This is a genomic window from Pandoraea pneumonica, assembly GCF_902459645.1.
In the GTDB taxonomy this organism is placed as follows: Bacteria; Pseudomonadota; Gammaproteobacteria; order Burkholderiales; family Burkholderiaceae; genus Pandoraea; species Pandoraea pneumonica.
The window spans coordinates 673,029-699,301 of record NZ_CABPSK010000003.1 but is presented as its reverse complement, the minus strand read 5'-3'; the positions used below and the strand labels follow the sequence as shown (position 1 = coordinate 699,301).

General features: G+C 64.0%; 24 protein-coding genes. 5 read left to right on the top strand and 19 right to left on the bottom strand.

Features of this window, described 5'->3' with window-relative positions; genetic code table 11:
- Positions 1-24: 24 nt before the first annotated feature.
- From PPN31114_RS18735 to PPN31114_RS18725, 3 genes are all read right to left on the bottom strand, one after another.
- A complete protein-coding gene (locus PPN31114_RS18735) occupies positions 25-1,356 on the bottom strand; it encodes an aminopeptidase P N-terminal domain-containing protein (RefSeq protein WP_150680982.1) in 1,332 nt (443 codons plus the stop codon).
- Between the two features lie 98 nt (positions 1,357-1,454).
- Positions 1,455-2,174, bottom strand: a complete 720-nt coding sequence (gene murU, locus PPN31114_RS18730) for an N-acetylmuramate alpha-1-phosphate uridylyltransferase MurU (protein ID WP_150681155.1) — start codon at positions 2,172-2,174, stop codon at positions 1,455-1,457.
- Positions 2,175-2,182: 8 nt separating this feature from the next.
- A complete protein-coding gene (locus PPN31114_RS18725) occupies positions 2,183-3,232 on the bottom strand; it encodes an aminoglycoside phosphotransferase family protein (RefSeq protein ID WP_370865902.1) in 1,050 nt (349 codons plus the stop codon).
- A 263-nt stretch (positions 3,233-3,495) separates the two neighbouring features.
- On the opposite strand from PPN31114_RS18725, the gene PPN31114_RS18720 reads away from it, so the two are divergent.
- From PPN31114_RS18720 to rsmA, 4 genes are read left to right on the top strand one after another with little or no spacing between them, the layout of a single operon-like run.
- A complete protein-coding gene (locus PPN31114_RS18720; RefSeq protein WP_217426963.1) occupies positions 3,496-5,805 on the top strand; it encodes an LPS-assembly protein LptD in 2,310 nt (769 codons plus the stop codon).
- Entirely contained in the window at positions 5,798-7,165 is a 1,368-nt protein-coding gene (locus PPN31114_RS18715; RefSeq protein ID WP_150680979.1) for a peptidylprolyl isomerase, read from the top strand. The genes PPN31114_RS18720 and PPN31114_RS18715 overlap by 8 nt, the downstream gene beginning before the upstream one ends.
- Positions 7,166-7,209: 44 nt before the next feature.
- Positions 7,210-8,307, top strand: a complete 1,098-nt coding sequence (pdxA, locus tag PPN31114_RS18710; RefSeq protein ID WP_150680978.1) for a 4-hydroxythreonine-4-phosphate dehydrogenase PdxA — start codon at positions 7,210-7,212, stop codon at positions 8,305-8,307.
- A gap of 10 nt (positions 8,308-8,317) precedes the next feature.
- Complete coding sequence (gene rsmA, locus PPN31114_RS18705) at positions 8,318-9,151, top strand: 16S rRNA (adenine(1518)-N(6)/adenine(1519)-N(6))-dimethyltransferase RsmA (RefSeq protein ID WP_150680977.1); 834 nt, start codon at positions 8,318-8,320, stop codon at positions 9,149-9,151.
- Here rsmA and PPN31114_RS18700 read toward each other — a convergent pair.
- Positions 9,126-10,016 carry a DMT family transporter gene (locus PPN31114_RS18700; RefSeq protein ID WP_150680976.1) on the bottom strand — a complete coding sequence of 297 codons (891 nt, stop codon included), beginning with the start codon at positions 10,014-10,016 and terminating at the stop codon, positions 9,126-9,128. The two genes, rsmA and PPN31114_RS18700, sit on opposite strands and share 26 nt — an antisense overlap.
- Positions 10,017-10,267: 251 nt before the next feature.
- Here PPN31114_RS18700 and PPN31114_RS18695 point away from each other — a divergent pair, with 251 nt between their 5' ends.
- Entirely contained in the window at positions 10,268-10,714 is a 447-nt protein-coding gene (locus PPN31114_RS18695; protein ID WP_150680975.1) for a rubredoxin, read from the top strand.
- 62 nt (positions 10,715-10,776) lie between these two features.
- Here PPN31114_RS18695 and gloA read toward each other — a convergent pair whose 3' ends face one another.
- The 15 genes from gloA to PPN31114_RS18620 form a co-directional block, all read right to left on the bottom strand.
- Positions 10,777-11,178: a lactoylglutathione lyase gene (gene gloA, locus PPN31114_RS18690; RefSeq protein ID WP_150680974.1), complete on the bottom strand. Its 402-nt coding sequence runs from the start codon at positions 11,176-11,178 to the stop codon at positions 10,777-10,779.
- A gap of 99 nt (positions 11,179-11,277) precedes the next feature.
- Positions 11,278-12,186 carry a M48 family metallopeptidase gene (locus PPN31114_RS18685; protein WP_150681154.1) on the bottom strand — a complete coding sequence of 303 codons (909 nt, stop codon included), beginning with the start codon at positions 12,184-12,186 and terminating at the stop codon, positions 11,278-11,280.
- Positions 12,187-12,287: 101 nt separating this feature from the next.
- Positions 12,288-13,052 (bottom strand): lysophospholipid acyltransferase family protein, encoded by a 765-nt coding sequence (locus PPN31114_RS18680; RefSeq protein ID WP_150680973.1) that lies wholly within the window; start codon positions 13,050-13,052, stop codon positions 12,288-12,290.
- Between the two features lie 81 nt (positions 13,053-13,133).
- Positions 13,134-13,727, bottom strand: coding sequence for a D-glycero-beta-D-manno-heptose 1,7-bisphosphate 7-phosphatase (gene gmhB / locus PPN31114_RS18675; RefSeq protein ID WP_150680972.1), 594 nt, complete (start codon positions 13,725-13,727; stop codon positions 13,134-13,136).
- 23 nt (positions 13,728-13,750) lie between these two features.
- The gene (glyS, locus tag PPN31114_RS18670) at positions 13,751-15,862 is read right to left on the bottom strand and encodes a glycine--tRNA ligase subunit beta (protein WP_150680971.1); all 2,112 of its coding nucleotides are present in this window, start codon (positions 15,860-15,862) and stop codon (positions 13,751-13,753) included.
- Positions 15,859-16,797 (bottom strand): glycine--tRNA ligase subunit alpha, encoded by a 939-nt coding sequence (gene glyQ / locus PPN31114_RS18665; RefSeq protein WP_058379905.1) that lies wholly within the window; start codon positions 16,795-16,797, stop codon positions 15,859-15,861. Before glyQ ends, glyS begins: the two co-directional genes overlap by 4 nt.
- A gap of 266 nt (positions 16,798-17,063) precedes the next feature.
- Entirely contained in the window at positions 17,064-18,611 is a 1,548-nt protein-coding gene (gene lnt, locus PPN31114_RS18660) for an apolipoprotein N-acyltransferase (RefSeq protein WP_246182633.1), read from the bottom strand.
- 21 nt (positions 18,612-18,632) lie between these two features.
- Positions 18,633-19,508, bottom strand: a complete 876-nt coding sequence (locus tag PPN31114_RS18655; protein WP_150680969.1) for a CorC family transporter — start codon at positions 19,506-19,508, stop codon at positions 18,633-18,635.
- Between the two features lie 78 nt (positions 19,509-19,586).
- Positions 19,587-20,285 carry a gamma-glutamylcyclotransferase gene (locus PPN31114_RS18650; RefSeq protein ID WP_150680968.1) on the bottom strand — a complete coding sequence of 233 codons (699 nt, stop codon included), beginning with the start codon at positions 20,283-20,285 and terminating at the stop codon, positions 19,587-19,589.
- Positions 20,286-20,296: 11 nt separating this feature from the next.
- Complete coding sequence (gene ybeY, locus PPN31114_RS18645) at positions 20,297-20,863, bottom strand: rRNA maturation RNase YbeY (protein ID WP_150680967.1); 567 nt, start codon at positions 20,861-20,863, stop codon at positions 20,297-20,299.
- The gene (locus PPN31114_RS18640; RefSeq protein ID WP_370865895.1) at positions 20,860-21,921 is read right to left on the bottom strand and encodes a PhoH family protein; all 1,062 of its coding nucleotides are present in this window, start codon (positions 21,919-21,921) and stop codon (positions 20,860-20,862) included. The genes ybeY and PPN31114_RS18640 overlap by 4 nt, the downstream gene beginning before the upstream one ends.
- 31 nt (positions 21,922-21,952) lie before the next feature.
- Positions 21,953-23,296: a tRNA (N6-isopentenyl adenosine(37)-C2)-methylthiotransferase MiaB gene (gene miaB, locus PPN31114_RS18635; protein WP_150680965.1), complete on the bottom strand. Its 1,344-nt coding sequence runs from the start codon at positions 23,294-23,296 to the stop codon at positions 21,953-21,955.
- A gap of 229 nt (positions 23,297-23,525) precedes the next feature.
- Positions 23,526-24,455, bottom strand: coding sequence for a metal ABC transporter substrate-binding protein (locus PPN31114_RS18630; protein ID WP_150680964.1), 930 nt, complete (start codon positions 24,453-24,455; stop codon positions 23,526-23,528).
- Between the two features lie 11 nt (positions 24,456-24,466).
- Positions 24,467-25,345: a metal ABC transporter permease gene (locus PPN31114_RS18625; RefSeq protein WP_150680963.1), complete on the bottom strand. Its 879-nt coding sequence runs from the start codon at positions 25,343-25,345 to the stop codon at positions 24,467-24,469.
- On the bottom strand, positions 25,335-26,195 hold the full coding sequence (locus tag PPN31114_RS18620) for a metal ABC transporter ATP-binding protein (protein WP_174988199.1): 861 nt from the start codon (positions 26,193-26,195) through the stop codon (positions 25,335-25,337). Before PPN31114_RS18620 ends, PPN31114_RS18625 begins: the two co-directional genes overlap by 11 nt.
- Positions 26,196-26,273: the final 78 nt, after the last annotated feature.

The following is a 26,273-nucleotide window of genomic DNA, read 5'->3' as shown; positions in this document are numbered from 1 at the left end:
CATGTCTGCACGCAAACCGGCCAATCAGCGACGCATGAGCGCTTCGATCTCGTCGGCGTCGACGGGCACGTCGCGGGTGAGCAGCGTGCAGCCGTTGGGCGTGACGACCGCGTCGTCTTCGATCCGAATGCCGATGTTCCAGTAACGCTCGTCGATGTCGGGTGCCGGGCGCACGTAAATGCCCGGCTCGATGGTCGTGACCATATTCGCGGCGAGCGTGCGCCACGGCCGCTCGCCGTTCGGGCCGTCTTCGCGGTATTCGCCGCAGTCATGCACGTCCATGCCGATCCAGTGACCGGTTCGGTGCATGTAAAAACGGCTGAACGACTTATCTGCGATCACATCGTCCACGCTGCCCGCGGTGTCGCGCTTGAGCAATCCAGTGTCGAGCATGCCTTGTGCCAGGACACGCACGGCAGCGTTGTGCGGCGCGTCGAAGGCGACGCCCGCGCGGGTGGCGTCGATCGCCGCTTGTTGCGAGGCAAGCACGATGTCGTAAAGCTCGCGCTGGGCGGGCGTGAAGCGGCCGTTCACCGGGAACGTGCGCGTAATGTCCGAGGCGTAGCCGTCGAGCTCGCAAGCGGCGTCGATCAGGCACAGATCGCCGTCGCGCAACTCGGTGTCGCCCGCGCGGTAGTGCAGCACGGTGGCGTTCGCGCCGGTGGCGACGATCGAGCCGTAGGCGGGGAATTGCGAGCCGTGACGGCGGAATTCGTAGAGCAATTCGGCTTCGAGGTGATATTCGCGCAGCCCGGGGCGCGACGTCTTCATCGCACGCACGTGAGCGTCAGCGGAAATCTTGCCGGCGCGCGCCATGATGTCGATCTCGTGCGCATCTTTGACCAGACGCATTTCATCGAGAATGGCGCGGATATCGCGGGCGGCAGCCGGGGCCGACACGCCCATGCGGCTCTGGGCGCGCACGCTGTTGAGCCAGTGGCGCACCTGACGGTCCTGCTGTGCCGAGGCGCCCAGCGCGTAGAACAGCGCGGGGGCGTCGGCCATCAACTGCGGCAGACGCGTGTCGATTTCGTCGATGGGATAGGCGGCGTCGAAGCCGAACGTTTCGCGCGCAGCGTCGGGGCCGTAGCGGAAACCGTCCCAGATCTCGCGCTCTTCGTTCTTCGCACGGCAGAAGAGGATCGATTGACCGTTGCGGCTATCGAGGACCACGACGGCCTCGGGTTCGGTAAAGCCCGACAGGTAATAGAAATAGCTGTCGTGACGATAGGGATAGTCGCTGTCGCGGTTGCGCGGCACTTCCGGCGCGGTCGGCAAGATGGCGAGACCGCCACCGGCCTGACGCATTTGCTCGATGACGCGCTCACGGCGGGCACGGTAAGGGGTATCGGTCATCGCGGGCTCCATTGTTGTCGTATTCAGGCGATTCTACTGCCGAGGGGGTGAGCGCTGCATAGCGGTGCTCAATACTGCTCACTGCGGCTGTCCGAGGGCTATCGGGGCTGTCGGCCCGTCACTGCGTCGTTCAGTGCTGCCAATTGTGCGGGCGTGCCGACGTTTTCCCACTCGCCGTCGAAGCGCTCGCCCGTCGCGTGTCCGGCGGCAATCGTGCGTTGATACAGCGGCGTCAGCGCCATGCGCGTGCCAGGGGTGATGTCGTCGAACAACCGCAAGTCGTATAGCGCGATGCTGCCGAAGGTCAGCGGCACGGTGCCCGGCGGGGCGTTGTCCCGCAGATGCAACCGGTTGTCGGCGTCGAGCGCAAAGTCGCCCTTGGGGTGAAACGACGGGTTCGGCACCATCACGAGGTGCATGCCGGGGGCAGCTTGCGCGGTCATACGCTCGGCCGGCGCCCGCAGCGTAGCGAAATCGAAATCGGTGAACAGGTCGCCTGCGATGGCCAGAAACACGTTGCCCGCCCCTTCGAGCAGTGGGCGGGCTTGCGCGATACCACCGGCTGTCTCGAGCGCTTGCGGCTCGGCGGAATACGCCAGTTGCACGCCGAAGCGGCTGCCGTCGCCGAGCGCCGCTTCGATTTGCGCGCCCAGCCAGGCATGGTTGATGACGATGTCGGTGTAGCCCGCGCGCGCCAAGGCTTCGATCTGCCAGACGATGAGCGGCTTGCCCGCGACCGGCAGCAACGGCTTGGGCGTCGTGTCCGTGAGCGGACGCATGCGATCGCCGCGTCCGGCGGCGAAGATCATCGCCTTCATTTGTCGCATCAGAACGTGTAGCCGACGTCGGCCTGTTGACCGGTCAGCGTGTCGAGCAGACGGGCGAGCGGGCGCAGCGGCGCATAACGGTCGGCCACCTTGGTGGCGTATTCCAGAAAGCGCGGCGTATCGGCCAGATATCGCGGCTTGCCGTCGCGATAGTTGATGCGGGCAAAGATGCCGAGCACCTTCAAATGGCGTTGCAGCCCCATCCACTCGGCCTGACGGTAGAACTCGCCGAAATCGGCGTCGACCGGCAGACCGGCCTTACGGGCGCGTTCCCAGTAATAGGCCAGCCAGTCGAGTTGGCGCTCTTCGTCCCAGCTCAGGAACGCGTCGCGCATGAGCGAGATGACGTCGTAGGTCAGCGGGCCGTAGACGGCATCCTGAAAATCCAAGATACCTGGGCCAGCGGTGCCCGGCAGACCCGGCATCAGGTTGCGCGGCATGTAGTCGCGATGCACGAACACCTTGGGCTGTGCGAGCGCGCTCTCGATGAGCAACTGGTTGGTGCGATCGAGCGTGGCGCGCTGGTCGGCCGTCAGTTCGACTTTCAGATGCTTACCGATATACCAATCCGGGAACAGGTCGAGCTCACGCTGGAGCAGCGCGGTGTCGTAGGCGGGCAGCACGTCGGCGCGTGAGCTCTGCTGCCATACGATCAGCGCGTCGAGCGCCGCGCGCATGAGCGGGCGGGCGTTGTCCTCGTTGAGCACATCGAGGTAGGTCTCGCGGCCCAGATCGGTGAGCAGCAGGAAGCCTTGCGCCAGATCTTCGGCGAGCACCTTCGGGGCTTGCAGGCCCGCTTCGTCGAGCAATTGCGCGACATGCACGAACGGACGGCAATCTTCTTGCGGCGGTGGCGCATCCATCACGATCAGGCTCGGATGCGCCGGATTGTGGCTACCGATGCGGAAATAGCGCCGGAAGCTCGCGTCCGCCGAGGCTGGCGCCCACTGGGCCATATCGAGCGAGAACGACTCGGCCAGACCCGAGAGCCAGGCGGCGAGCGATTTCAGGCGGGAATCTTGGGAATCTGCGAGGTTGCTGGCGGACAGGCTGGAAGCCTCGGAAACACTCGCGGGAACGCTGGATTGTGCGGTCATGATGGGGGCGGTAAACGTCTTGCCATATAATACCCGATCATGTTTTCCCGACGCCCTGTTTCTCGACCTCGATCGACCGTCCCGAATGTCCCGGCAATGCCGTTTGGACGTGCGGGATTGGCTGCCCCGCAAGCGGCGCCACGATTGTCTCGCTGTTTGCGTACATGCCGGATAAACAAGTCCATACGAATGAAGTTTCGTCGCTGCGACGCTTGATGCGCACGCGACGCAAGCCACTGGCCCTGCTGCTCTCCTTGCCTGGAGTGTGGTGTTCGCTCGCCGGTGCGCAGGAAGCCCCCCCTCCCGATCTCGCCAAAAGCGATGGCCTCGTGCTGCGCACGGTGCCGGCGTTGTCCGATTACGTGCTGGGCGAGGGTGAAGATGTGCCGATGTACGTGCGCGGTATGCACCTCACCGGCCGGACCAATGTCGACGCGACCGTCGACGGCGATGCCGAGGCGCGCAAGCTGCGCTCCTATGTGAAGGGCGATCGCCTGACCTACGATCAAGATACCGACGAGGTTGTGGCGCACGGCAATGCGCATATGTCGCAAGGCGGCAATACGTTTGTCGGCCCGGAAGCGCATATGTATACCGGTGCGGGCGACGGCTTCATGCTCACGCCGACCTACCAGCTCGTGACGGGCGGTGGCGGCAAGGGTGAGCGTGCCGATGTCGATGCGGCGAATGTCGTGACGTTGCATCGCGGTACCTATTCGGCATGCGCCTGTACCGACGACGACAAGACGCCCGCGTGGTACATCAAAGCGTCGACGTTCGAATTCGATCAGGAACAGCAGGAAGGCACGGCCTACAACGGCATTCTGTTCTTCCAGGGCGTGCCGATTCTGGCCAGTCCGTACATGTCGTTCCCGACAACCACCGAGCGCCGCTCGGGCTTGCTCGCACCGACGTTTACGCAGTCGAGTCAGACGGGTTTCGAATTCACGCAACCGTATTACTTCAACATCGCGCCTAACCGCGATTTGACCATTACGCCGCGCGTCATGACGAAGCGCGGCACGATGCTCATGGGTGACTTCCGCTATTTGGAAGATACCTACTCGGGCCTGTTTCACATCGAGTATCTGCCGAAGGACCGGGTGACCGGTGACGCGCGTTACACGTATACGTGGCAGCACAGTCAGAAGTTGGGCTACGGGGTCAACGCGTACGTCAACTTCACCAAAGTCTCGGATGACACGTATCCGGACGATTTTGGTGCGGGGACCAACTTCCAGACGGGCGTGACACGCGTGTACAACCGCGAGGCGGGGTTGACGTGGAATTACGGCGACTGGTCGTTCCTCGCGCGCGTGCTGAAGTACCAGACGCTGGCCCCGAGCGCGCCGCAGTACGAGTCGGTTCCTGAGTTGTCGGCAACGTATAACAAATACGATTTCCACGGCTTCGACTTCACGATGCCGATCCGGTACAACCGGTTCCGTATCGCCGCTGTCACCGGCCAGCCGGATGGCGAGCGCCTGTATGCGCAGCCGACGTTGAGCTACCCGATTCTGACCCCGGGTTACTTCATCGTGCCGAAGGTGATGTTCAACGCGGCCTCGTACAACGTTCAATACCCGAACGGGTCGACGATGCAGTCGTCGATCACGCGTACGGTGCCGACGGTCAGCCTCGATGCCGGTCTCACGTTCGAGCGTCCGCTCACGCTGTTCGGCTCGAGCATGAAGCAGACGTTGGAGCCGCGCATCTTCTACGTCTACACGCCGTACCGGGATCAAAGCTCGATTCCGGTATTCGACAGTGCGGTCGCCGACTTCAACCTCGCGGAAATCTTCAGCGAGAACTCGTTCATCGGCGAAGACCGGATTCAGGATGCCAACCGTGTGACGATGGCCCTGACCTCGCGTTTGATCGATGCCGAGAGCGGTATCGAACGGGCGCGTGTCTGGTATGCGCAGCGCTACAACATTCAGCAGTCGCTCGTGACGATGCCGGGCGGCACGCCCGAGAACGCCGGGGTGTCCGACTTCCTGGTCGGCGGCTCTGCGCTGCTGTACAGCAACATCACGTTTAGCACGGCAGTGCAGTACAGCCCGAGCACGTCGCAGTTCAACCGGTCGGACGTCGGTATCACGTGGCGCCCGGGCGAGCGCCGCGTGTTCAATATCTACTACCGTTACCTGCGCAATCCGCCGCCGGTGGTGGGGCAGACGGCATTGACGGTGACCCCGATCAACCAGATCGAACTTTCGGGGCAGTGGCCGATCACACCCCGGTTCGGGGTCGTGGGCCGGATCAACTACAGCATCACCGACAAGTCGTTCATCGATGCCCTGGCGGGTTTCGAGTATGATGCCGACTGCTGGGCTTTCCGGGTCGGGGTGCAGCGCTATGCGACCAATGCCACAACGACGACTTCGCGGATTTTTGCGCAGTTGGAGTTGAAGGGCCTGACCAAGTCCGGCACCAGCGCCACCGAAGCCTTCAAGCAAGGCGTGCCTGGCTACCAGCCGCCGCCGACGAACCAGATTCCTTCTCGATTCAGCAACTATGAATGACATGTTTGTGAAGCGTGCCTCGCTGCTGGCGAGCCTGTGTCTCGCCGCCGGGGTGGCGGTGGCTCAGCCGGCACCGGTCAGCACTCAAGCTGCTGGCGCGCCCGCATCGTCCGCGCGTGCGGTCGATTCCATCGTGGCCGTGGTCAACGACGCCGTGATCACCCGCAAGGAACTGAATACGCGCATCGAGGAGGCCAAGCATCAGCTGACCCTCGCCAAGCGTCCGATTCCCGAGGCCGACATGCTCCAGCGCCAAGTGCTCGAGCAAATGATCATCACGCAGGTGCAGCTCCAGCGCGCGAAGGAAGACGGCATCGTGGTCAAGGACGCCGATGTCGAGCAGGCGCTGCAACGCATTGCCGCCGACAACCGCCTGTCCGTCGATCAATACAAGGCCCGCCTGCTGCAAGCCGGTGTGCCTTGGGATGCGTTCCGCAAGGAAGTGCGCGAACAAATCATTCTGGCCCGCCTGCGCGACAAGGAAGTCGACAGCCAGGTGCAGGTCAGCGAGTCGGAAATCAACACGTTCCTCGCGGCCCAGCGCGGCGCCTCGGCGACGCCTTCCGAAACCGAATACCGCATCAGCGAAATTCTGGTGAAGGTGCCGGACGGCGCATCGGCCGACCAAGTCGACGCCGCGCAGAAGAAGGCCAACGAAGCGCTCGACAAGGCGAAAGCCGGTGGCGACTTTGCTGCCCTCGCCAAGCAATATTCGGATGCCTCGGACGCCACCAGTGGCGGCGACATGGGCTTTCGCATTCCCGAACGCATTCCCGATCTGTATCTGACGCAGGTGCAGAAGCTGCAAGCGGGCACGCTCGTGCCGCAGGTGCTGCGCAGCAATAACGGTTTTCACGTCATCAAGCTGGTCGAAACCCGCAAGCAGGGTGGCGAGCAGGGCATGACCGTGCCGCAGATTCACGCCCGTCACATCCTGATTCGCGTGGGCGACGGGGTGTCGGAAGCGCAAGCGCAGAAGAAGCTGCTCGACATCAAGGCCCAAATCGACGCTGGCAAGGGTGACTTTGCGACGTTCGCCCGCCAAGTGTCGGTGGACGGCTCGGCCTCGCAGGGCGGCGACCTCGGCTGGATTTCGCCGGGCGAAACCGTGCCGGCGTTCGAGCGTGCCATGTCGGAACTCAAGGACGGCCAGATCAGCGATCCGGTGCGCTCGGAATATGGCTACCACCTGATTCAGGTGCTGGGCCATCGCGAGTCGCAAGTCTCGGGCGATCAAGAGCGCAACCTCGCCATGCAGGAACTGCGTGGCCGTAAGGCCGAGCAGCAGTATCGCGACTGGCTGCAACAACTGCGCGACAGCGCTTACGTCGACTATCGTCTGAATACGGCTGCGCAATAAGCGCGGCCCGACACCGACGACCCGACACCGCCACATCACTTCGTATGACATCCGCCCGGCCCTTCGTCCTTGCCATCACCACCGGTGAACCGGCAGGCGTCGGGCCGGAGCTGACCGTGCAGGCGCTGGTTCAGTACCTGACGCCGTCCACTCCGCCTGTTTCAGATCCCCAACTCGATCAATGTCAGTTCGCCGTGCTCGGCGACGCGACGCTGCTCGCCTCGCGCGCGCAAGCGGTTGGGCTTGGCGACGCGTGGCAGGCATTGCTGGCGCAAGGGCGTGTGCATGTCGAACACCATCCGCTCGCTGTCCCGGCTGTGCCGGGGCAGTTGGATGCCGCGAACGGCCCCTATGTGCTCGCACTGCTGGATGCGGCCATCGACGGCGCGATGGCGGGCACTTTCGACGCGATTGTCACGGCACCGCTGCAAAAGAGCACGATCAACGACAGTGGCGTCGCCTTCACGGGCCATACGGAGTATCTTGCCGAGCGCACGCATACCCCGCGCGTGGTGATGATGCTGGCGGGCGGTGGCCTGCGCGTGGCGCTCGCGACCACGCATTTGCCGCTCGCGCAGGTGCCCGGCGCCATCCGCCGCGACGATCTGCTGCAAACGCTGGTCATCCTGAATCAGGACCTGATGCGCCATTTCGGCCTGACGCGTCCGCGCATTCTCGTGACTGGACTCAATCCGCACGCAGGCGAATCGGGTTATCTCGGCCGCGAAGAGATCGATGTCATCACCCCCGCGCTCGACGACGCGCGCGCGGTGGGCATCGACGCACGCGGCCCGTACCCGGCCGATACGCTTTTTCAGCCGCGTCATCTCGACGGGGCCGACGCCGTGCTGGCCATGTATCACGATCAAGGCCTGCCGGTACTCAAATACGCGAGCTTCGGTGCTGGTGTGAATATCACACTCGGTCTGCCGATCATTCGCACCTCGGTCGATCACGGCACGGCGCTCGATCTCGCGGGCACCGGACGCGCCGAGAGCGGCAGTCTGCTCGAAGCGCTGCGCACCGCCGCCACCATGGCCGCCAATGCGGCCACTCACGCACAACTGAGCGCGGGCACCGCAAACGATGCGAGTGCCGCGCCAACGGCGCCCACGGGTGCCGTTACCCCACCGCGTTCCTAAGGAATTTCACATGAGCAGCGCATCGAAGCGCACGGGCGTCCAACAGGGCCACGTGGCGCGCAAACGTTTTGGTCAAAACTTTCTCGTCGATATGGGCGTGATCGATGCGATCGTGGGCGCCATTTCGCCGCGCACCGATGACCTGATGGTCGAAATCGGGCCGGGCCTTGGCGCGCTGACGACGCCGCTCACCGAGTGGCTCGCCCATCTGCATGTCGTGGAACTCGACCGCGATCTCGTCGCGCGCCTGACGCGCAAGTTCGGCGATCGTGTGACGGTGCACGCAGGCGACGCGCTCGACTTCGATTTCGGCTCGCTGGTGCCGGAAGATCGTCGCGACGAGACGCCGTTGCGCATCGTCGGCAACCTGCCGTACAACATTTCGAGCCCGCTGCTTTTCCATCTGATGCGCTTTGCCGCACTCGTACGCGACCAGCACTTCATGTTGCAAAACGAAGTGGTGGAGCGCATGGTCGCGCCGGCCGGGTCGAGCAACTACAGCCGCCTCTCGGTCATGCTGCAATACCGTTACTGGATGGATAAGGTGCTCGACGTGCCGCCCGAGGCGTTCAATCCGCCGCCGAAGGTCGATTCGGCCATTGTGCGGATGATTCCGCGCGCGCTGGCCGATTTGCCCGAAGTGAATTTAGATGTGTTCGAAGCCGTGGTCGCGCAGGCGTTCTCGCAGCGCCGCAAGATGTTGCGCAATACGCTGCACAGCTATCGCGACCGTGTCGACTTCGATGCGCTCGGTTTCGATCTGACGCGCCGCGCGGAAGATGTCTCGGTCGACGAGTACGTGTCGCTCGCGCGTGCGATCAGCGGCGCCGGTTCACGAGGCTGATCCCCGCAAACACCAGGGCTACGGCGCCTGCAAAGCGCCAGCCCACCGATTCTCCGAGAATCAACACGCCGAACGTCACGCCGAAGAGCGGGCTCAGGAACGAGAACGAGGCGAGCCGGGCGGCGCTGTAGCGTGTGAGCATCCAGAACCAGATGAGATAGCTCGCAAACGCCACGCCGATGGATTGGTAGATGAGACTGATCCACGTGGTCGTGGTGACCTCGCCGATATGCACGTTGCCGGTCGCCAGCGCCAGCACGCACAACAGCACCGCCGAGACGGACAACTGATACAGCAGCGTCTTCGCGGGCGCGGCCGTTGCCAGCTTCGACGCGCGCACGACCACCGTCGTCATTCCCCAGAACACCCCGGCCAGAATGCCAAGCAAGTCGCCCGGCCAGGTGGTCGCGAGGCTGGTGCTGCCGCCGTCGGAGAACGCCACCACGATGCCGCAAAACGCGAGCGCCATGCCGAGCCATTGGCCGGTGCGCAACCGTTCGCTAGGCACCGTCCAATGCAGGCCGATCGCGGTGAAGCAGGGGGCGGAATACAGAAACACCGCCATACGCGATGCCGTGGTGTGCGTGAGTCCGACGAAGATGCAGAGAAATTCCAGCGAAAACAGCACGCCCGCGAGAATACCGGCGGGCAGCGTGCCCTCGCCGGTGATGAGGCGCTGACGCCGCCACAACATCCACCCGCCCACCAGCAGCGTCGCAATCACCGAGCGCAGGCCCGCTTGCAGCACGGCCGGGACCACGGGCACGGCGAGCTTCACTGCGACCTGCTGGCCGCCCCAGATGGCGCATAGGCCCACCATGATGGCGAGCGCGGTGGCATCGATCGGACGAGGGGCGGTGTTCATTGGCTAACTCAGAGGATGGCGCGGACGTTGGCGCTCATTGTCCACGATCCGTATCGGGCAGGCATCATTTTGGTGCGCGCCGTAGGGGTAATCATTGTTGACCTATGCGGCACAATGTTTCCCCGTTAGCAGGGTTTATCGGGGACAGTCGCGCGGCTAAAATGCGTCCCTCGGGTGCTATTGCTCTCCATTGCCGTCCATCGTCCGTCAAGCGCTGCGTCATCACCGCCTCATCACCGCTGTATTCCCCCATGTACAAGAAAGGCTCTGCCGTCGAACTCCAGTTTTCCCCGTCGCGACTCAACGATGGGGCAGGCGATCCGTTTTGGATCGATCTCACGCGCGACGAAGCGCAGGCGCTGCTCGCCGCCTTGCAAACGCATCTCGCGCGCACTGAACACGAAGCGATGGGGACCGATCAGCCGCTGATGTTCACGCTGCTTGATCCGGCTGTGCCGGGGAAGGCCACGCGTGGCGCGAATGACGTCGACGCTGTTGCTGAAGACGAGACAACGCCCGCCACGGCAACGGAATTCCGCCAGTGGGTCTGTGTGATCTGCGGTTGGATTTACGACGAAGCGACCGGCTATCCCGAAGACGGCATTGCGCCGGGAACGCGGTGGGAAGACGTGCCGGAAGACTGGCGCTGCCCGCTGTGCGACGTGGGCAAGGAAGATTTCGCGATGGTGCAGTTCTGACGTTTTGGCGGCGGCGCTGCCGAAGCAGGCCGCCGCCGTATCAACGCATCAAGCTCGTCGACTTACAGGCCGCCCTTGGCCGAGTGCTTCTGAATCAGTTCGATCTTGTAGCCGTCGGGATCTTCCACGAAGGCGATGACCGTGGTGCCGCCCTTGACCGGGCCAGCTTCGCGCGAAATCTTGCCGCCAGCGGCGCGGATCGTATCGCAAGCTTTGTAGGCATCGTCGACTTCGACGGCCAGATGGCCGAACGCCGTGCCCATTTCGTACTTTTCCACGCCCCAGTTGTAGGTCAACTCAAGCACGGTGTTCTCCGACTCGGGGCCGTAGCCCACAAAAGCCAGCGTGTACTTGTACTCGGCGTTTTCGCTCTGGCGCAGCAGTTGCATGCCGAGCACACGGGTGTAGAAGTCGATCGAGCGCTGCAAGTCGCCGACGCGCAGCATGGTGTGGAGCATTCGCATGGTGTTTTGACTGTGTGGGGACAAACGAAGCGTCAATTGTACCCGCGTCAGCCAAAATGAGCCGAGTTCATGCAGCGTTGAGTAATTTCACTAACCGGGTCAGAACTCCGGCAGCCACTCCGGCGCATGCGACTTGAGCGTATCGCGCGCAGATTCAAATTCCGGAAAAATCGACGCGACGGCTTGCCAGAAGCGCGGCCCGTGGTTCATTTCCTTCAAATGCGCCAATTCGTGCGCGACCACGTAGTCGATGACGCCCAGCGGGAAGTGGATCAGCCGCCAGTTCAGGCGAATGCGGCCATCGGCGCTGCAACTGCCCCACCGCGTTGTGGCGGAGGACAAACCGAGTGCTGAGTAGCGCACGCCCAGACGCTCGCCGTAGACATCGAGCCGGGACGTGAAGAGCTTGCGGGCTTCCTGCTGCAACCAACCCTGCACGCGGTCGCGCATCTGCTCAGGCGCGGCCTGCGGCGGCAAATCGAGCCAGAGCGTATGCGTGTGGATGTCGTATTGCTGCGCGCCGGGACGTCCGCCCAGACGCACGGTCAGTGTGTGTCCGAGATACGGCAGCGTCGCGCCATCGACCCAGTTCACGCGCGGAATCACGCGCCGGGCCGAGCGTTCGCGAAACTCAGCGATCTTGTTGAAAATCCAGCGTTTCTTTTCGACGACAGCCGCTTCGACGTCAGCGATCGTCACCCAGCGCGGTGCGGTGACCGCAAGACCCGATTCGTCGATGATGAAGCCGATCGTGCGGCGTGACGAGCGCTTGAAGCGGTAGTAGAGCGCATGACCGTCGAGCATGATCACCCGCTCGCCAGCCGCCGGCGCGCGACGTGGCGTGACCGGGGCATCGGACAGATCGGAGGTAGCTGGGGGAGCGGGGTTGGTCGGGTTGGTGGTGACGCCCGGATTTTGCGGCGGGGCGTTCAAGCTGGCGGCGGCCGGTGCGTCGGTTGCGACGCCGTTGGCTTCGGCGGCCGGGCTGCCGAATAAATCGAGTTCCATTTGGGGAACGAGCATCTCATGCCGGGCGTGGCGATCGCGGGTACTACTGGCATTGCGGGTCGCGGGTCGGTCGTTCGGCATGAGACAGTCTCGTAGTGCGCTCAGATCCTTGGGGAGGCTTCCGGCGTGGCTTTCGGGGCTGACGTGTACGCGGCCGGATCGATACGAATCATCTCACGTTCGATCCATTCGGCCACATCAGCATTGACGGCCTCGGCAGTGCGGCCCTCCGTTTGAATCACCGGGCCGATCGACACGATGACTTCCCCCGGATACTTCATAAACGAATTGCGCGGCCACACGCGCCCGGCGTTGTGCGCAATAGGCACCACGGGCGCGCCCGTCGTTGCCGCCAGACGCGCACCGCCCGACTTGTATTTGTTGCGCGAGCCGGTTTTCGTACGCGTGCCTTCCGGGAACATGATGATCCACGACCCTTCGGCCAGACGCTCACGACCCTGCGCCACCACCGACTGGAACGCATCGGTGCCCTTGCTGCGGTTGATGTGAATCATGCTCAGCAGGCCGAGCGCCCAGCCGAAGAACGGCACATAGAGCAATTCGCGCTTGAACACGAAGCACAGCGGACGCGGCATGAGCGCAGGCAGCGCCACGGTTTCCCACGCCGACTGGTGCTTCGAGAGCACGATGGCGGGCGTGTCCGGGAGATTCTCCCAGCCGACGATGCGGTAGCGAATGGCACACAGCTTGTCTGCCACCCAAATGACCGTGCGGCACCAGCCCACCGCAAACCAATAACGTTTGACGCGCGAGAGAATCGGGAACGTCACGATGCACGCGAGCGCGTACGGAATCGTCCAGACAATCAGGAAGAGGAAAAAGAGAATCGAACGAAGTCGCTGCATCAGGTTGGCGCTTGAATGAGTGGGCCGGGGGCGGGGAGTGTCTTGGGCGTCTGAATGGGCATCTGAATGACTTCAGGCCGCTCAGGCACTCTTGGCGTCCTCTTCGGCGAGCATGTCGTGCACGAACGCCTGAAGGCTGTCGTGCACGCGGGTGCCTTCCGGCAAATTACCGGCGGCCAGTGTTTTCTTGCCCTTGCCGGTGAGCACCAGGTGCGGGTGCGCACCCACGGCCGCTGCGGCTTGCAAGTCGCGCAGCGAATCGCCCACGGCGGGCACGCCCGTCAGGTCGACTTCGTAGCGCCGTGCGATTTCCTGAAACAGACCGGGCTTCGGCTTACGACAATCGCAACCCTCGGCCGACGTGTGCGGACAGAAAAACACCGCATCGATACGCCCACCGACCGCGGCCGCCAGCTTCGACATCTTCGCGTGCATGGCACCCAGCGTCGCCATGTCGAACAGACCACGGCCGACGCCCGACTGGTTGGTGGCCACGACCACGCGATAGCCGGCCTGATTCAACCGCCCGATGGCTTCGAGACTGCCGGGCAACGGCACCCACTCGTCGGTCGACTTGATGAACTGGTCCGAGTCGACGTTGATCACGCCGTCTCGGTCGAGAATCACCAGCTTGCGAGCGGCAGGTCCGGGGGTACGGTCTTTACGCGAATCCATGGCGGGCGGCGAGTAGCAACAGGTTAGGCGGCGAGCTTCGAGAGATCGGCCACACGGTTCATCTGCACGTGCAGGTGCGTGAGCAACGCCAGGCGGTTGTTACGCAGCGCCTCGTCGTCGGCCATCACCATCACGTCGTTGAAGAACGCATCGACCGCATCGCGCAATTGCGCCAGCGCCGTGAGGGCCTGTTCGTACTGGCGAGCTTCGAAGCTAGTCTGCACGAGCGGCGTGACCTTATCGAGCGCGGCGGCGAGTGCCTTTTCGGCCGGTTCCATCAGCAGCGACGGCTGCACGATACCGTCGGCGGGCGGCGCGGTCTTCTTCAGGATATTGCCAATGCGCTTGTTGGCTGCGGCCAGTGCTTCGGCCTGCGGCAGCGCCGAGAACGCACGCACGGCTTCCAGACGCTCGATCAGATCGCCCAGATACTTGGGCTGATCCGCCAGCACGGCTTCGATTTCGTTGGCGGCAAAACCACGCTCGCGCAGATAGCCGCGCAGGCGGTCGAGCACGAACAGGTAGACGTCGTTCAGGTAAGCGCCATCGGCCACACCGGTCGTGAAGCCTTCGTAGGCCGTGCGCAGCAGGTCGGGCAGCATCACCGGCAGACGCTTCTCGATGAGCATACGCACGATACCGAGGGCATGACGGCGCAGCGCGAACGGGTCTTTTTCCCCCGTCGGTTGCAGGCCGATGCCCCAGATGCCCACGAGCGTTTCGAGCTTGTCGGCCAGCGCTACGGCGGTGCCGGTCGGCGTGACGGGCAGCGCATCGCCAGCGAAGCGCGGCTGATAGTGTTCCGAGCAGGCGAGGGCGACGTCTTGCGGCTCGCCGTCGTGGCGGGCGTAGTACGTGCCCATCGTGCCTTGCAGTTCCGGGAATTCGCCGACCATGTCGGTCAGCAAGTCGGCCTTGGCGAGCAGCGCGCCGCGCTCGGCCAGTGCCACGTCGGAACCCGTCATCTTCGCAATCGCACCGGCGAGCGCGGCCAAGCGCTGCGTGCGCTCCAACTGCGAGCCCAGCTTGTTGTGATAAACGACGTTGGCCAGCAGCGGCACGCGATCGGCCAGCGGCTTCTTCTTGTCTTGCTCGAAGAAGAACTTCGCATCGGCCAAACGCGGACGCACGACGCGCTCGTTGCCCGTGACGATCTGTTCCGGCTTGTCGGTGGCGATGTTCGAGACGATGAGGAAGCGGTTCGTCAGACGGCCGCCGTCGGCCAGCGGCTTGTCGGTGAGCGCGAAGTACTTCTGATTCGTCTGCATCGTCAGAATCAGGCACTCCTGCGGCACCGTCAGGAATTCCTTTTCGAAGTGGCAGGCGTACACGGCCGGCCATTCCACCAGTGCGGTGACTTCGTCGAGCAGCGCGTCGGGCATCACCACGTGGTCGTTTCCGGCTGCGGCGAGCAGCTGTTCGCGAATCGCGTCGCGACGCGCCGAGTAGCTTGCGTACACGCGGCCTTCGTCGAGCAGCGTGGCGGCGTATTCGTCAGCGTTGGCGATCACGACTTCGCCGTTCGACAGGAAGCGGTGACCCAAGGTCTTGTTACCCGACGACAGGCCAATGGCCGTGGCGGGCACGAGCGTATCGCCATGCAGCGCAATCAGACCATGCACCGGACGCACGAACTGCACCGTTTCGCCATCGGGGCGCTGGTAGCTCATGACCTTCGGGATGGGCAGCTTGCCGAGCGTTTCGTCGAGCGCGGCTTGCAGCGCGTCGGCCAGTTGCGCACCGGCAGCGGTGTACGTGTGGAAGAAGGCTTCGGCCTTGCCGTCCATGGCGCGTTCGAGGCTGGCGACCGGCAGGTCGGCGAAGCCCATCGCGGCGAGCTTCTTGGCGAGCGGCGGGGTCGGGTTGCCGTTGGCGTCGAGGGCGACGGACACCGGCAGCACTTTGGCGCGGATGGTCGCATCCGGCGCACGTTCGAGCACGTGGGTGATCGCGACCGCCAGACGGCGCGGCGTGGCGTAGGGTTTGACGACGCTCGCGTCGGTCGTGAGACCGCGTGCGCGCAGGCCGTTGGCGATGCCCTCGGCAAAGGCGTCGCCCAGACGTGCCAGCGCCTTCGGCGGCAGTTCTTCGGTCAGCAGTTCGACCAGCAGGGTACGTTGTGCGGTGCTCATCATGCGGCTTGCGTTCGGGTTTGGGCGGCGGGGGCGTTCAGCATCGGGAAGCCGAGCTTTTCGCGCGAAGCGTAGTAGGCCTGTGCGATCAGACGCGAGAGCGCCCGGATACGGCCAATGTACGCCGCACGTTCGGTCACCGAGATCGCGCCACGTGCGTCGAGCAGGTTGAAGGTGTGTGCCGCCTTCAAAATCATTTCGTAGGCCGGCAGCGCCAGTTCGGCTTCGATCAGACGCTTGGCTTCGCTTTCGTAGTTATCGAAGAAGCTGAACAGCATCGGTTGGTTCGAATGCTCGAAGTTGTACGTCGACTGCTCGACTTCGTTCTGATGGAACACGTCGCCGTACGTGAGGCGGCGCGTCACCGGGCCGTCTGCCGTTTGCTCTTCCCACTCCGTCCACACGAGGTCGTACACGTTCTCGACCTGTTGCAGATACATTGCGAGACGCTCGATACCGTACGTGATTTCGCCGAGCACCGGCTTGCAATCGAGGCCACCCACTTGCTGGAAGTAAGTGAACTGCGTGACTTCCATGCCATTGAGCCAAACTTCCCAGCCCAGACCCCAGGCGCCGAGCGTGGGGTTTTCCCAGTCGTCTTCGACGAAGCGCACGTCGTTTTCGGTCAAATCGAGACCGAGCGCGCGCAGCGAACCGAGGTACAGGTCGAGAATGTTCTCCGGCGCCGGCTTGAGCACCACCTGGTACTGGTAGTAGTGCTGCATGCGGTTCGGGTTCTCGCCGTAACGGCCATCCTTCGGACGGCGCGACGGCTGCACGTAGGCGGCGCGCCACGGCTCCGGGCCGATCGCGCGCAGGAACGTGGCGGTGTGCGAGGTACCGGCGCCGACCTCCATGTCGTAAGGCTGGAGCAGTGCACAGCCTTGCTTGTCCCAGTAATCCTGCAACGTCAGGATGACTTGTTGAAAGGTAAGCATGATGAATTCGCGCGGACGAACAGGGAAATATGCGGATTTTGCGCAGTCCATCGGCCCGGCCGCGAGCGCGGCCGACGAACTGGGGCCTGTTCCTCCTGATCTCGGGCAGAGAATGCCCGTCGAAAACCAGGGTGAACAGGCCCCAAAACCTTGAATTTTAGCGGGAATCCGGCCCGAGCGGGGCGTTGGCCGACCAATCGGGTGAATCCGAGGCGGGCCGTGTTGCCAGACCCGCCGCATTCACTCGCTGCCTTCACCCGTCACACTCAGCGAGCGCGCCGTCCCACGATCAGGCCGAGGCCGAGCGCGACGAGCGCGAGCACCAGTGCGGGCACATTGCCGAAGCGCACATAAGGCGTGAGGCCCGTATAGGGCTGCACCGTGCCAGTAAGCGCGCCGGTGGTCATCGCGGGCAGGCGGCCTTGCACGCGGCCGTGAGCATCGATGATGGCCGTGGTGCCGGTGTTGGTCGCGCGCAGCATCGGGCGACCCGTTTCCAGCGTGCGCATGCGCGCGATCTGCAAATGCTGATCGAGCGCGATGGTGTCGCCGAACCACGCCAGATTCGTCGCGTTGGCGAGTACCGTCGCGGGCTCGGGCATGTTGCGCAGCGCCTCGGCAATTTCTTCACCGAACAAGTCTTCGTAGCAGATATCGAGCGCGACTCGCTGAGCGCGTACCGGGAAGCCGGTCGGTGTGGCCGTGCCGCGCAGGAAGTCGCCCAACGGGATATGCATCATGTCGACAAACCACCGGAAGCCCCACGGCACGAACTCGCCGAAAGGCACGAGGTGGTGTTTGTCGTAGCGGTGCAACGTTTGGTCGCGCGGGGTCACGCCGAACAGGCTGTTGGTCAGATCGGTCGGGCCCTGCGGCGTCAACGTGGCGCCCACGGCACCGAGCACGACATGCGAGCCCGTGCGATCGGCGAATTCACGAATGGGTTCGGCAATTTCCGGAGGAATCCCTTGCAGCAGCACCGGGAAGGCCGTTTCCGGCGTAAGGATCAGATCGGCGGGCGCGGCGGTGATCATGTCGCGATAGAGCGCCATTGCATGATCGATACCGGCGCGCTCGAATTTCATGTCCTGCGCGATATTGCCTTGCAGCAGCCGCACGGTGATGGGCTCGCCGGAAGGTGTCGTCCACGCATGACGCGCAAGACCGGCCCCTGCACCAAGCAGTACGAGCACACCGGCCACGGCGGCGAGACGTCGCACTGGTCGCGTGGCCATATTCAACGGCAACACCGCGCGGGCGAGCCACGCAGCGGCCAACGCGGCGAGGCCGCCGATACCGTACACCCCCAGCAGCGGCGCAAAACCGGCCAGCGGGCCGTCAACGTGCGCGTAGCCGGGAGAGAGCCACGGGAAGCCGGTGAAGACGGTGCCGCGCAGCCATTCGGCCAGCGTCCAGGCCCCGGCGAACGCGAACGCGCGCCACGGACCGGCACTTGGCACCCAGCGTGTGACGAACGTCGCAAGCGCCGGGTAAATGGCCAGATAAAGCGAGAAGAGGACGACGGCCGCGCCTGCCATCACGCTGGGCATGCCGCCGTACGTGTGCATGCTGATGTAGAGCCACCAGATGCCGCTGACAAACGACGCCACGCCGAAGGCGCCGCCGAGCCATAGCGCGTCGCGCCGCGACGGGCTGCGCTCGACCAGTGCAAACAAACCGGCCATGGCCAGCAGTTGCAACCACCAGACATCGCGCGGAGCGAAGGCCAGCGTCTGTGCAATACCGGCCAGTCCGGCGAGCGCACGCGCGCGCCAGACCGGCCACGAGCGCCGCTCGGGCGCGTGGACGGTCATTTCCTGCATGGATCGTTGGATTTAGTCAGAGTCAACGGCGGGTGCCGGTTCCACGCGCCGCAATAGCAGCATGTGAATCTGGCGGCCGTCGGCGCGCAGCACTTCGAACACGAGATTGCCCACGCGCAGACGCTCGCCGCGACGCGGCACACGACCGAACTGGTGCGTGATCATACCGCCGATCGTGTCGTTTTCGGCATCCACAAACTGGGTGCCGAACGCCTCGTTGAACTGCTCGATTTCGGTGAGCGCGCGAATGCGATAGGTGCCGTCGGGCGCGGCGATGATGTTGTCTTCTTCTTCATCGAAGTCGTACTCGTCTTCGATGTCGCCGACGATCTGCTCGAGCACGTCTTCGATGGTGATGAGCCCTGCCACGCCGCCGTATTCGTCCACGACGATGGCGATGTGATTACGGTTCACGCGGAAGTCGTGCAGCAACACGTTCAGGCGCTTCGACTCGGGGATGAACACCGCCGGGCGCAGCATGTCGCGCACATCGAAGTCGTGATTCGCGTAGTAACGAAGCAGATCCTTCGCGAGCAGAATGCCGATGATGTTGTCGCGATTGCCCTCGTAGACCGGATAGCGCGAGTGCGCCTGTTCCAGTACGAACGGCATGAATTCTTCGGGAGTCTGTTCGATGTTGATGGCGTCCATCTGAGCGCGCGGGACCATGATGTCGCGGGCACACAGATCTGCCACCTGGAACACGCCCTCGATCATCGCCAGAGAATCGGCGTCCATCAGGTTACGGGCGTGAGCGTCTTGCAGAATTTCGAGCAACTCTGCACGCGACTCCGGCTCTGGGGAAATCAGATCGGTGAGGCGTTCGAGCAGAGAGCGAGGTTTTTCGGGCTTTTTTTGACCGGGTCGACTGGGATAAGGGTCGTTCATGACGGCGCGTCCAAGTTGGGCGGACGCCGAGCTGTTACAGGAAGCTCAAGGATACACCAGATGCACGCCAACACCGTGTCAGCGGGGGCTCGCCGGTGCACCGCAGCGGTGCAACACGGCTTCGAGCGCCGGATCGGGCATGCCCGCTTCGCGCAGCGCCTTGACCGTGCGGGCAACGTAGTCGTGCGTGGTGCCGTAGCGGCCCTGCGCCTGATCGAACACCTTTCGGACGATGTCGTCGGGCAAGCGCCCGGCGTAGCTCTTCACGTCGCGACGCATGACAAAGGCGAGCGCGGGCGTGGTCCGGCCATCGGCCAACGCGCAGTGCAGCCATGCGGGGCGGTACGAGCCCATCGCCATTTCGCGATGCCAGAGCGATTCGAGATGCGCGCGCGCATGTGCGGCGGAAAGTCGCAGGGCCACGCCTGCACACGAGCCGCCACGGTCCAGCGCCAGCACGAGGCCCGGATGTTCCGGCGTGCCGCGATTGACGCGCGACCACAGATACAGGCCACGGTGATAGCCGAACACGCGGGCGTGCAGGCTTTCTTCGACGGGCACACCGGGGTTCCAGATGAGTGAGCCGTACGCAAAGATCCAGAGGTCTTGCTTGCCGTTCCATCCGGCCAGTGCGGCATCGAGCGAGCGCGAGAGCTCTTCGGGACTCAAATGGCGGGCGATGCCCAGATCGGGCGGGTACTGGTTGCATCCGGGGCCACTCGACACGCTGGCCGGAGGGGAGTCGGGGGCGGTCGGGCGGTCTGGGATGCGGTCCATGCGGTAGCGGGTCAGGCGCGGCGCGGTTTGGCCGGCGCGGTGGTCTTGGTGGTTTTGGTTGCGGCTGTCTTGCGTGGCGCGGCTTTGCGCGGCGCAGCCGTCTTTTCCGAAGCGTACGGATCGGCGTAGCCGAGACCGGCAAGAATCTCCGTCTCCAGCGCTTCCATTTCCTCGGCTTCGTCGTCTTCTTCGTGATCGTAGCCCTGCGCATGCAGCACGCCGTGCACGATCAGATGGGCGTAATGCGCTTCGAGCGTCACGCCTTGTTCGTTCGCTTCGCGCTCGACCACCGGGCAGCACAGCACGATGTCGCCCATCACCGGGTCGCTCTCGTCTTGCGCGTACGCGAAGGTCAGCACATTGGTCGCGTAGTCCTTACCGCGATAGCTGCGGTTCAGCTCCTGACCTTCGTCGGCGTCGACAAAGCGCAGCGTCAGTTCGGCATCGGCCAACTGCGCCGCCTGCACCCAGCGGCGCAGGTTGGCACGCGAGAGCACCGCCTTGTGATCGGCGAATGACTTGCCGATCACAAACTGACACGTCAGCGTGAGCGCGTGACGAGGTTGCGCTGCGCTCATGCCTTGCCTCGCGGCGCGCGCGCCTGACGGGGTTCCTGCTCTGCCGAAGCCGGCAGATCGAGCCCGGCTTCCGCGTGTTGCGCGTGAGCGTCGTACGCGTCGACGATGCGTGCGACCAGCGGGTGACGCACCACGTCCACGCTGGTGAAGCGGGTCATGGCGATGCCGCGCACGTTCTTCAGAATCACTTGCGCCTCGTTCAAACCGCTCTTGTGGCCGCGCGGCAAGTCGACCTGCGTCGTGTCGCCCGTGACCACCGCCTTGCTGCCGAAACCGATACGCGTGAGGAACATCTTCATCTGCTCGGGCGTGGTGTTTTGCGCCTCGTCCAGAATGATGAACGCGTGATTGAGCGTGCGCCCGCGCATGTACGCAAGCGGCGCAATCTCGATCATCTGCTTCTCGAAGTACTTCTGCGTTTTGTCGAAGCCGAGCAGATCGTAAAGCGCGTCGTAAAGCGGGCGCAGATACGGGTCGACCTTCTGCGCGAGATCGCCCGGCAGAAAGCCGAGACGCTCACCGGCTTCCACCGCCGGGCGCGTGAGCACGATGCGTTTGACGGCATCGCGCTCCAAGGCGTCGACGGCGCAGGCCACGGCCAGATAGGTCTTGCCTGTGCCGGCCGGTCCGATACCGAAGGTGACGTCGTGCGACAGAATCTGCTTGAGATAGTCGCGCTGCGCGGGCGTGCGGCCGTGCAGGTCGGCGCGGCGGGTGTGCAGCACGGGCGAGCCGTTTTCCGTTTCTTCGCCGGTGGCGAACGGGTTATCGTCGCCGTGGCGCACGATGGGCGCATGGCCCTGCCGCGTTTCCACGAGACCCAACTGAATGTCGTCGACCGACAGCGGTTCGGTGGCGCGGTTGTAGAAGCTCTCGAGCGCCTGCGTGGCAATGACGGCGCTCTTGCCGCGAATCGTGAAGCGATGGCCGCGGCGGGAAATGGCCACGTCGAGTGCCTGTTCGATCTGGCGCAAGTTTTCGTCGAACGGGCCGCAAAGGTTGGCCAGACGGCGATTATCGTCGCGCGGTGCGGTGAATTCTTGGGCGAGTGCTTTCAAGATGATCCGGTTGATCCGGTAAGGTGCCTGTTCAATGCGTGACGATCAGTTCGCCGCGCAGCGAGTGCGGGTAGGCGAAGGTGATCACGACGTCCGTCATCTGGCCGATGAGCGCGCTGCGCTGTGCCTCGGAGGCCGGGAAGTTGACCACCCGGTTGTTCTCCGTGCGACCTTGCAGCTCGTTCGGGTCTTTGCGCGAGATGCCTTCGACCAGAATGCGCTGGCGCGAGCCGACCATGCGCTGGCTGATGCGCGCGGCGTTCTCTTCGACCACGGCCTGCAAGTGTTGCAGACGGCGCAGCTTCACTTCGCGCGGCGTGTCGTCCGGCAGGTTGGCCGCCGGGGTGCCGGGGCGCGGGCTGTAGATGAACGAGAAGCTGGTGTCGTAGCCGATCTCGTGAATCATCGACATGAGCTTGTCGAAGTCTTCTTCGGTCTCGCCGGGGAAGCCGACGATGAAGTCCGACGACATCGACATGTCCGGGCGCACTTGGCGCAGGCGGCGAATGATCGACTTGTATTCGAGCACCGTGTAGCCGCGCTTCATGGCCGAGAGCACGCGGTCGGCGCCGTGCTGCACCGGCAGGTGCAGGTGGCTCACGAGCTTGGGCACCTTGGCGTACATGTCGATCAGCCGCTGCGTGAATTCCTTCGGATGGCTGGTCGTGAAGCGAATGCGTTCGATGCCGGGCACTTCGGCCACATATTCGACGAGCAGGGCGAAGTCGGCGATTTCGCCGTCGGCCATCAGGCCGCGATAGGCGTTCACGTTCTGACCCAGCAGCGTGATTTCACGCACGCCTTGTTCGGCCAGACCGGCAATTTCCGTGAGCACGTCTTCGAACGGGCGCGAGACTTCGTCGCCGCGGGTGTAGGGCACCACGCAGTAGCTGCAATATTTCGAGCAGCCTTCCATGATCGAGACGAACGCCGTGGCACCCTCCACCTTGGCGGGCGGCAGGTGATCGAACTTTTCGATTTCCGGGAACGAGATGTCGACTTGCGAGCGGCCGGTCGAGCGGCGGGCTTCGAGCATCTGCGGCAGACGGTGCAGCGTTTGCGGGCCGAACACCACGTCCACGTAAGGGGCGCGCTGCACGATGGCCGCGCCTTCCTGGCTGGCGACGCAGCCGCCGACGCCGATCACGAGATCCGGCTTGATTTCCTTGAGCGCGCGCATGCGGCCCAGATCCGAGAACACCTTCTCTTGCGCTTTTTCGCGCACCGAGCAGGTGTTGAACAGGATGACGTCAGCGTCTTCGGGGGTATCGGTCTTCTCGAGGCCTTCCGCCGCGCCGAGCACGTCCGCCATCTTGTCGGAGTCGTACTCGTTCATCTGACAGCCGAACGTCTTGATGTAAATCTTCTTTGCCATTGAGTGTGCGCCGTTCGCAGTGATTAACCTGGGGGCGTCCGTAATTGGTTATCTCGGAGGCGTGAGCTCAGAGGTTTCCGGGGTTCTGTCGGGGGCCGACCAAAGAAAAAGCGGCGGCCCAAACGCAAAAGCCGGCGTGGCCGGCCTGTCCGGACCTCCTTAGCGGGGCCGGTGAGTGGTGCGCGCATTATACCGCGTGAACGGCAGGGGTATTGCACCCCCGCAACGCTCAGCGGTTGTCTTTCATCGCGGCGGCAATGGCGCGGATGTTGTGCTGGAACAACTGGAGGTAGGTCGCCGCTTCCGGGTTCTGCGACAGCGCGTCCGAGTACAGCTTGCCGTCGACCTTCACCTTGGCGTCGTGCGCAATGCGTTGAATCAGGCGCGGGTTCGAGATGTTCTCCATGAACACGGCCTTGATGCCCGTGCGGCGGATGATGCGGATCAGGTTGGCCACATCGCGCGCGCTGGCTTCGCTTTCCGTCGACACGCCTTCCGGGGCGAGGAATTTGATGTCGAAACGCTCGCCCAGATAGCCGAAGGCGTCATGCGACGTCAGCACCACGCGGCGGTTCGACGGGATCGGCGCCAGTTGCTTGCGGGCCCACGTAATCAAGTCGTCCAGCGCGAGTTGGTAGTTCTTGGCGCGGTCGGTGTAGTACGCGCGCCCTGCCGGATCGGCCTTCGAGAGCGCAGCGGCCACGTTGTCGACCATCGACTTCACCAGCACCGGGTCTTGGAACATATGCGGGTCGGTGACGACACGGCCGTCGTCGCGCATGGTGCGCGGCTTGAGGCCGTCGGTCACCGTCACGATCGTGCCCGGATAGTGGCTCGCCTTCATCAAGCGCGGCAACCAGCCTTCGAAGCCCAGACCGTTCACGAAGAACAGCTTCGTGCCAGAGAGTTTGGCGACGTCGGCCGGGGTCGGCTCATACACGTGGGTGTCCTGGTCGGGTCCCACCAGCGTGGTGACGTCGACACGGTCGCCGCCGACCACCTTCACGATATCGGACAGGATGCTGAAGCTCACGCCGACCGGCAGGCGTGTGTCTTGCGCTTGCGCCGGGCTGGCCACTGCCAGCGCCAGCGTGAACAACGCGGCGAAGAAGCCGGCGCCAAGCCACGATTTACCGCCCGATTTACCCAATCCGAACATGTTTTCCTCTCTCAGATCGCCGGAGCCTGTGTGCGGCCCGGCGTGGCAAGGAGCGCGCCGAGATAGGCGAGCCCTGCCGTCAAAACGATGGCCGGCCCCGACGGGCAAGCCAGATAGTACGAAATCAGCAGGCCAACCACGCTCGAGACGCTGGCGACCAGCCAGGCCACTAGCAGCATGCCCGGCAGCGTGCTGGCGACCAGCCGCGCCGTGGCGGCCGGCAACATCATCAAACCCACGGCCATGAGCGTGCCCATGGCCTGAAACCCTGCGACCAGATTCATCACCGTCAGCACGGTAAAGCCGAGGTGATAACGCATCACGGCTTTGCCGTGACCGTGGCCGAGAAACGCCGGGTCGGCGCTGTCGAGCACGAGACCGCGATAATGCCACCCGAACCACAACAGCGTCACAGTCGCGATGGCCGCCACGAGAATCAGCGACGGATCGTCCACCGCCAGCACCGAGCCGAACAGCAGGTGCATCAGGTCGACGCTGTTGCCCCATTTAGAGACGATCACCACCCCGCCTGCGAGCGCCAGCAAATAGAAACCGGCGAACGACGCGCCTTCATCCAGCCGCGTGCGGCGGCTCGACACCCCGGCTAACAACGCGACGAGCAGGCCAGCGACCATGCCGCCACCGGCCATCCATGGCAGCGACAGCCCGCCGATCAGATAGCCGACCGCAGCGCCGGGCAGCACCGCATGGGAGAGCGAATCGCCCATCAGGCTCATGCGCCGCAACAGCAGGAACACGCCGACCGGCGTGCAGCCGATCGACAGCGCCAGGCTGCCGACAAGGGCGTGCCGCATGAAGTCGAACTCGGCGAACGGGCCGATCAACAGATCGACTACGTTGCCAGCGGCGCTAAGCAATTCAAGCGCCATGGCGACCTCCCGGGATTTCCCGCGCGCCAGATGCAGTCGACGGACCTTCGCCTATCGTGCCGGTCACGCCGCTAGCTGTTGCAGCGTGGGTAGCGACGCCACCTACTGGCGCGGCCGTATGCGGCGCAAACGTCGTGTAGCCCCCGGCATCGGACAGTCCGGCATGAGTGCCGCCGCCAAACGTGCCCGCGGCCGACGGGAACCCACTATGTAAACAGTCTGCCGGGCGTCCGGCAGCGACCAGCTTGCCCGCCATCACGGCGACATAAGCGAAGCGTTCCAGCACGAGCGGCAGGTCATGCAGCACCGTCACGACCGTGCGACCCTCATTGCGCCATTGATCCAGCAGTGCCAGCAACAGTTCCGCAGAGGGCACATCGATGCCGGTGAGCGGTTCATCCAGCAAAACGATCGGCGCATCTTCCACGATCAAACGGGCGAAGCGGGCGCGCTGCCATTGCCCACCGGATAAGACTTCTAGCGGCTGCGCGCGCTTGTCGGCGAGCCCCACGCGGGCGAGCGCCTCGTGGGCGCGGTCGAATTCGTCGCGGCCAAGTCGGCGTGCGTCGCCGGTGCGGCGCCAGGTGCCGGTCAGCACATACTCTTCCACGCACATGGGGAAGCGGTGGTCGGTCTCGGGGCGTTGCGACAGATAGGCGACGGGCTCGTCGCAGATGACATTGCCGGTGGACGCCTTCTGAAGCCCTGCGAGCACGCGCAGCAGCGTGGTTTTGCCACCGCCGTTCGGACCGACGACGGCTGAGAGCACGCCGGGTGCAAAAGTCGCGTCAACGCCTTCGAGCGCCAAATTGGGGCCGAAACGGACGGAGAGATTGCGGCAGCCGATCACGAGGCGACTCCTTGGAGCGCCCACATTACGAGCGCCCAAAGCGGCACGAGCACCAGCAGGGTAAGTGCGGTGCGCTGC

Bases quoted from the DNA above. Each gene is read 5' to 3' on its own strand.
- PPN31114_RS18735 (WP_150680982.1), bottom strand. From the start codon at position 1,356: ATGACCGATACCCCTTACCGTGCCCGCCGTGAGCGCGTCATCGAGCAA.
- PPN31114_RS18630 (WP_150680964.1), bottom strand. From the start codon at position 24,455: ATGTTCGGATTGGGTAAATCGGGCGGTAAATCGTGGCTTGGCGCCGGC.
- PPN31114_RS18650 (WP_150680968.1), bottom strand. From the start codon at position 20,285: ATGGACCGCATCCCAGACCGCCCGACCGCCCCCGACTCCCCTCCGGCC.
- gmhB (WP_150680972.1), bottom strand. From the start codon at position 13,727: ATGGATTCGCGTAAAGACCGTACCCCCGGACCTGCCGCTCGCAAGCTG.
- pdxA (WP_150680978.1), top strand. From the start codon at position 7,210: ATGACATCCGCCCGGCCCTTCGTCCTTGCCATCACCACCGGTGAACCG.
- murU (WP_150681155.1), bottom strand. From the start codon at position 2,174: ATGAAGGCGATGATCTTCGCCGCCGGACGCGGCGATCGCATGCGTCCG.
- PPN31114_RS18720 (WP_217426963.1), top strand. From the start codon at position 3,496: ATGCGCACGCGACGCAAGCCACTGGCCCTGCTGCTCTCCTTGCCTGGA.
- PPN31114_RS18655 (WP_150680969.1), bottom strand. From the start codon at position 19,508: ATGAACGACCCTTATCCCAGTCGACCCGGTCAAAAAAAGCCCGAAAAA.
- miaB (WP_150680965.1), bottom strand. From the start codon at position 23,296: ATGGCAAAGAAGATTTACATCAAGACGTTCGGCTGTCAGATGAACGAG.
- lnt (WP_246182633.1), bottom strand. From the start codon at position 18,611: ATGACCGTCCACGCGCCCGAGCGGCGCTCGTGGCCGGTCTGGCGCGCG.
- PPN31114_RS18680 (WP_150680973.1), bottom strand. From the start codon at position 13,052: ATGCAGCGACTTCGTTCGATTCTCTTTTTCCTCTTCCTGATTGTCTGG.
- glyQ (WP_058379905.1), bottom strand. From the start codon at position 16,797: ATGCTTACCTTTCAACAAGTCATCCTGACGTTGCAGGATTACTGGGAC.
- PPN31114_RS18700 (WP_150680976.1), bottom strand. From the start codon at position 10,016: ATGAACACCGCCCCTCGTCCGATCGATGCCACCGCGCTCGCCATCATG.
- PPN31114_RS18695 (WP_150680975.1), top strand. From the start codon at position 10,268: ATGTACAAGAAAGGCTCTGCCGTCGAACTCCAGTTTTCCCCGTCGCGA.
- glyS (WP_150680971.1), bottom strand. From the start codon at position 15,862: ATGATGAGCACCGCACAACGTACCCTGCTGGTCGAACTGCTGACCGAA.
- rsmA (WP_150680977.1), top strand. From the start codon at position 8,318: ATGAGCAGCGCATCGAAGCGCACGGGCGTCCAACAGGGCCACGTGGCG.
- PPN31114_RS18715 (WP_150680979.1), top strand. From the start codon at position 5,798: ATGAATGACATGTTTGTGAAGCGTGCCTCGCTGCTGGCGAGCCTGTGT.
- gloA (WP_150680974.1), bottom strand. From the start codon at position 11,178: ATGCGAATGCTCCACACCATGCTGCGCGTCGGCGACTTGCAGCGCTCG.
- PPN31114_RS18685 (WP_150681154.1), bottom strand. From the start codon at position 12,186: ATGGAACTCGATTTATTCGGCAGCCCGGCCGCCGAAGCCAACGGCGTC.
- ybeY (WP_150680967.1), bottom strand. From the start codon at position 20,863: ATGAGCGCAGCGCAACCTCGTCACGCGCTCACGCTGACGTGTCAGTTT.
- PPN31114_RS18625 (WP_150680963.1), bottom strand. From the start codon at position 25,345: ATGGCGCTTGAATTGCTTAGCGCCGCTGGCAACGTAGTCGATCTGTTG.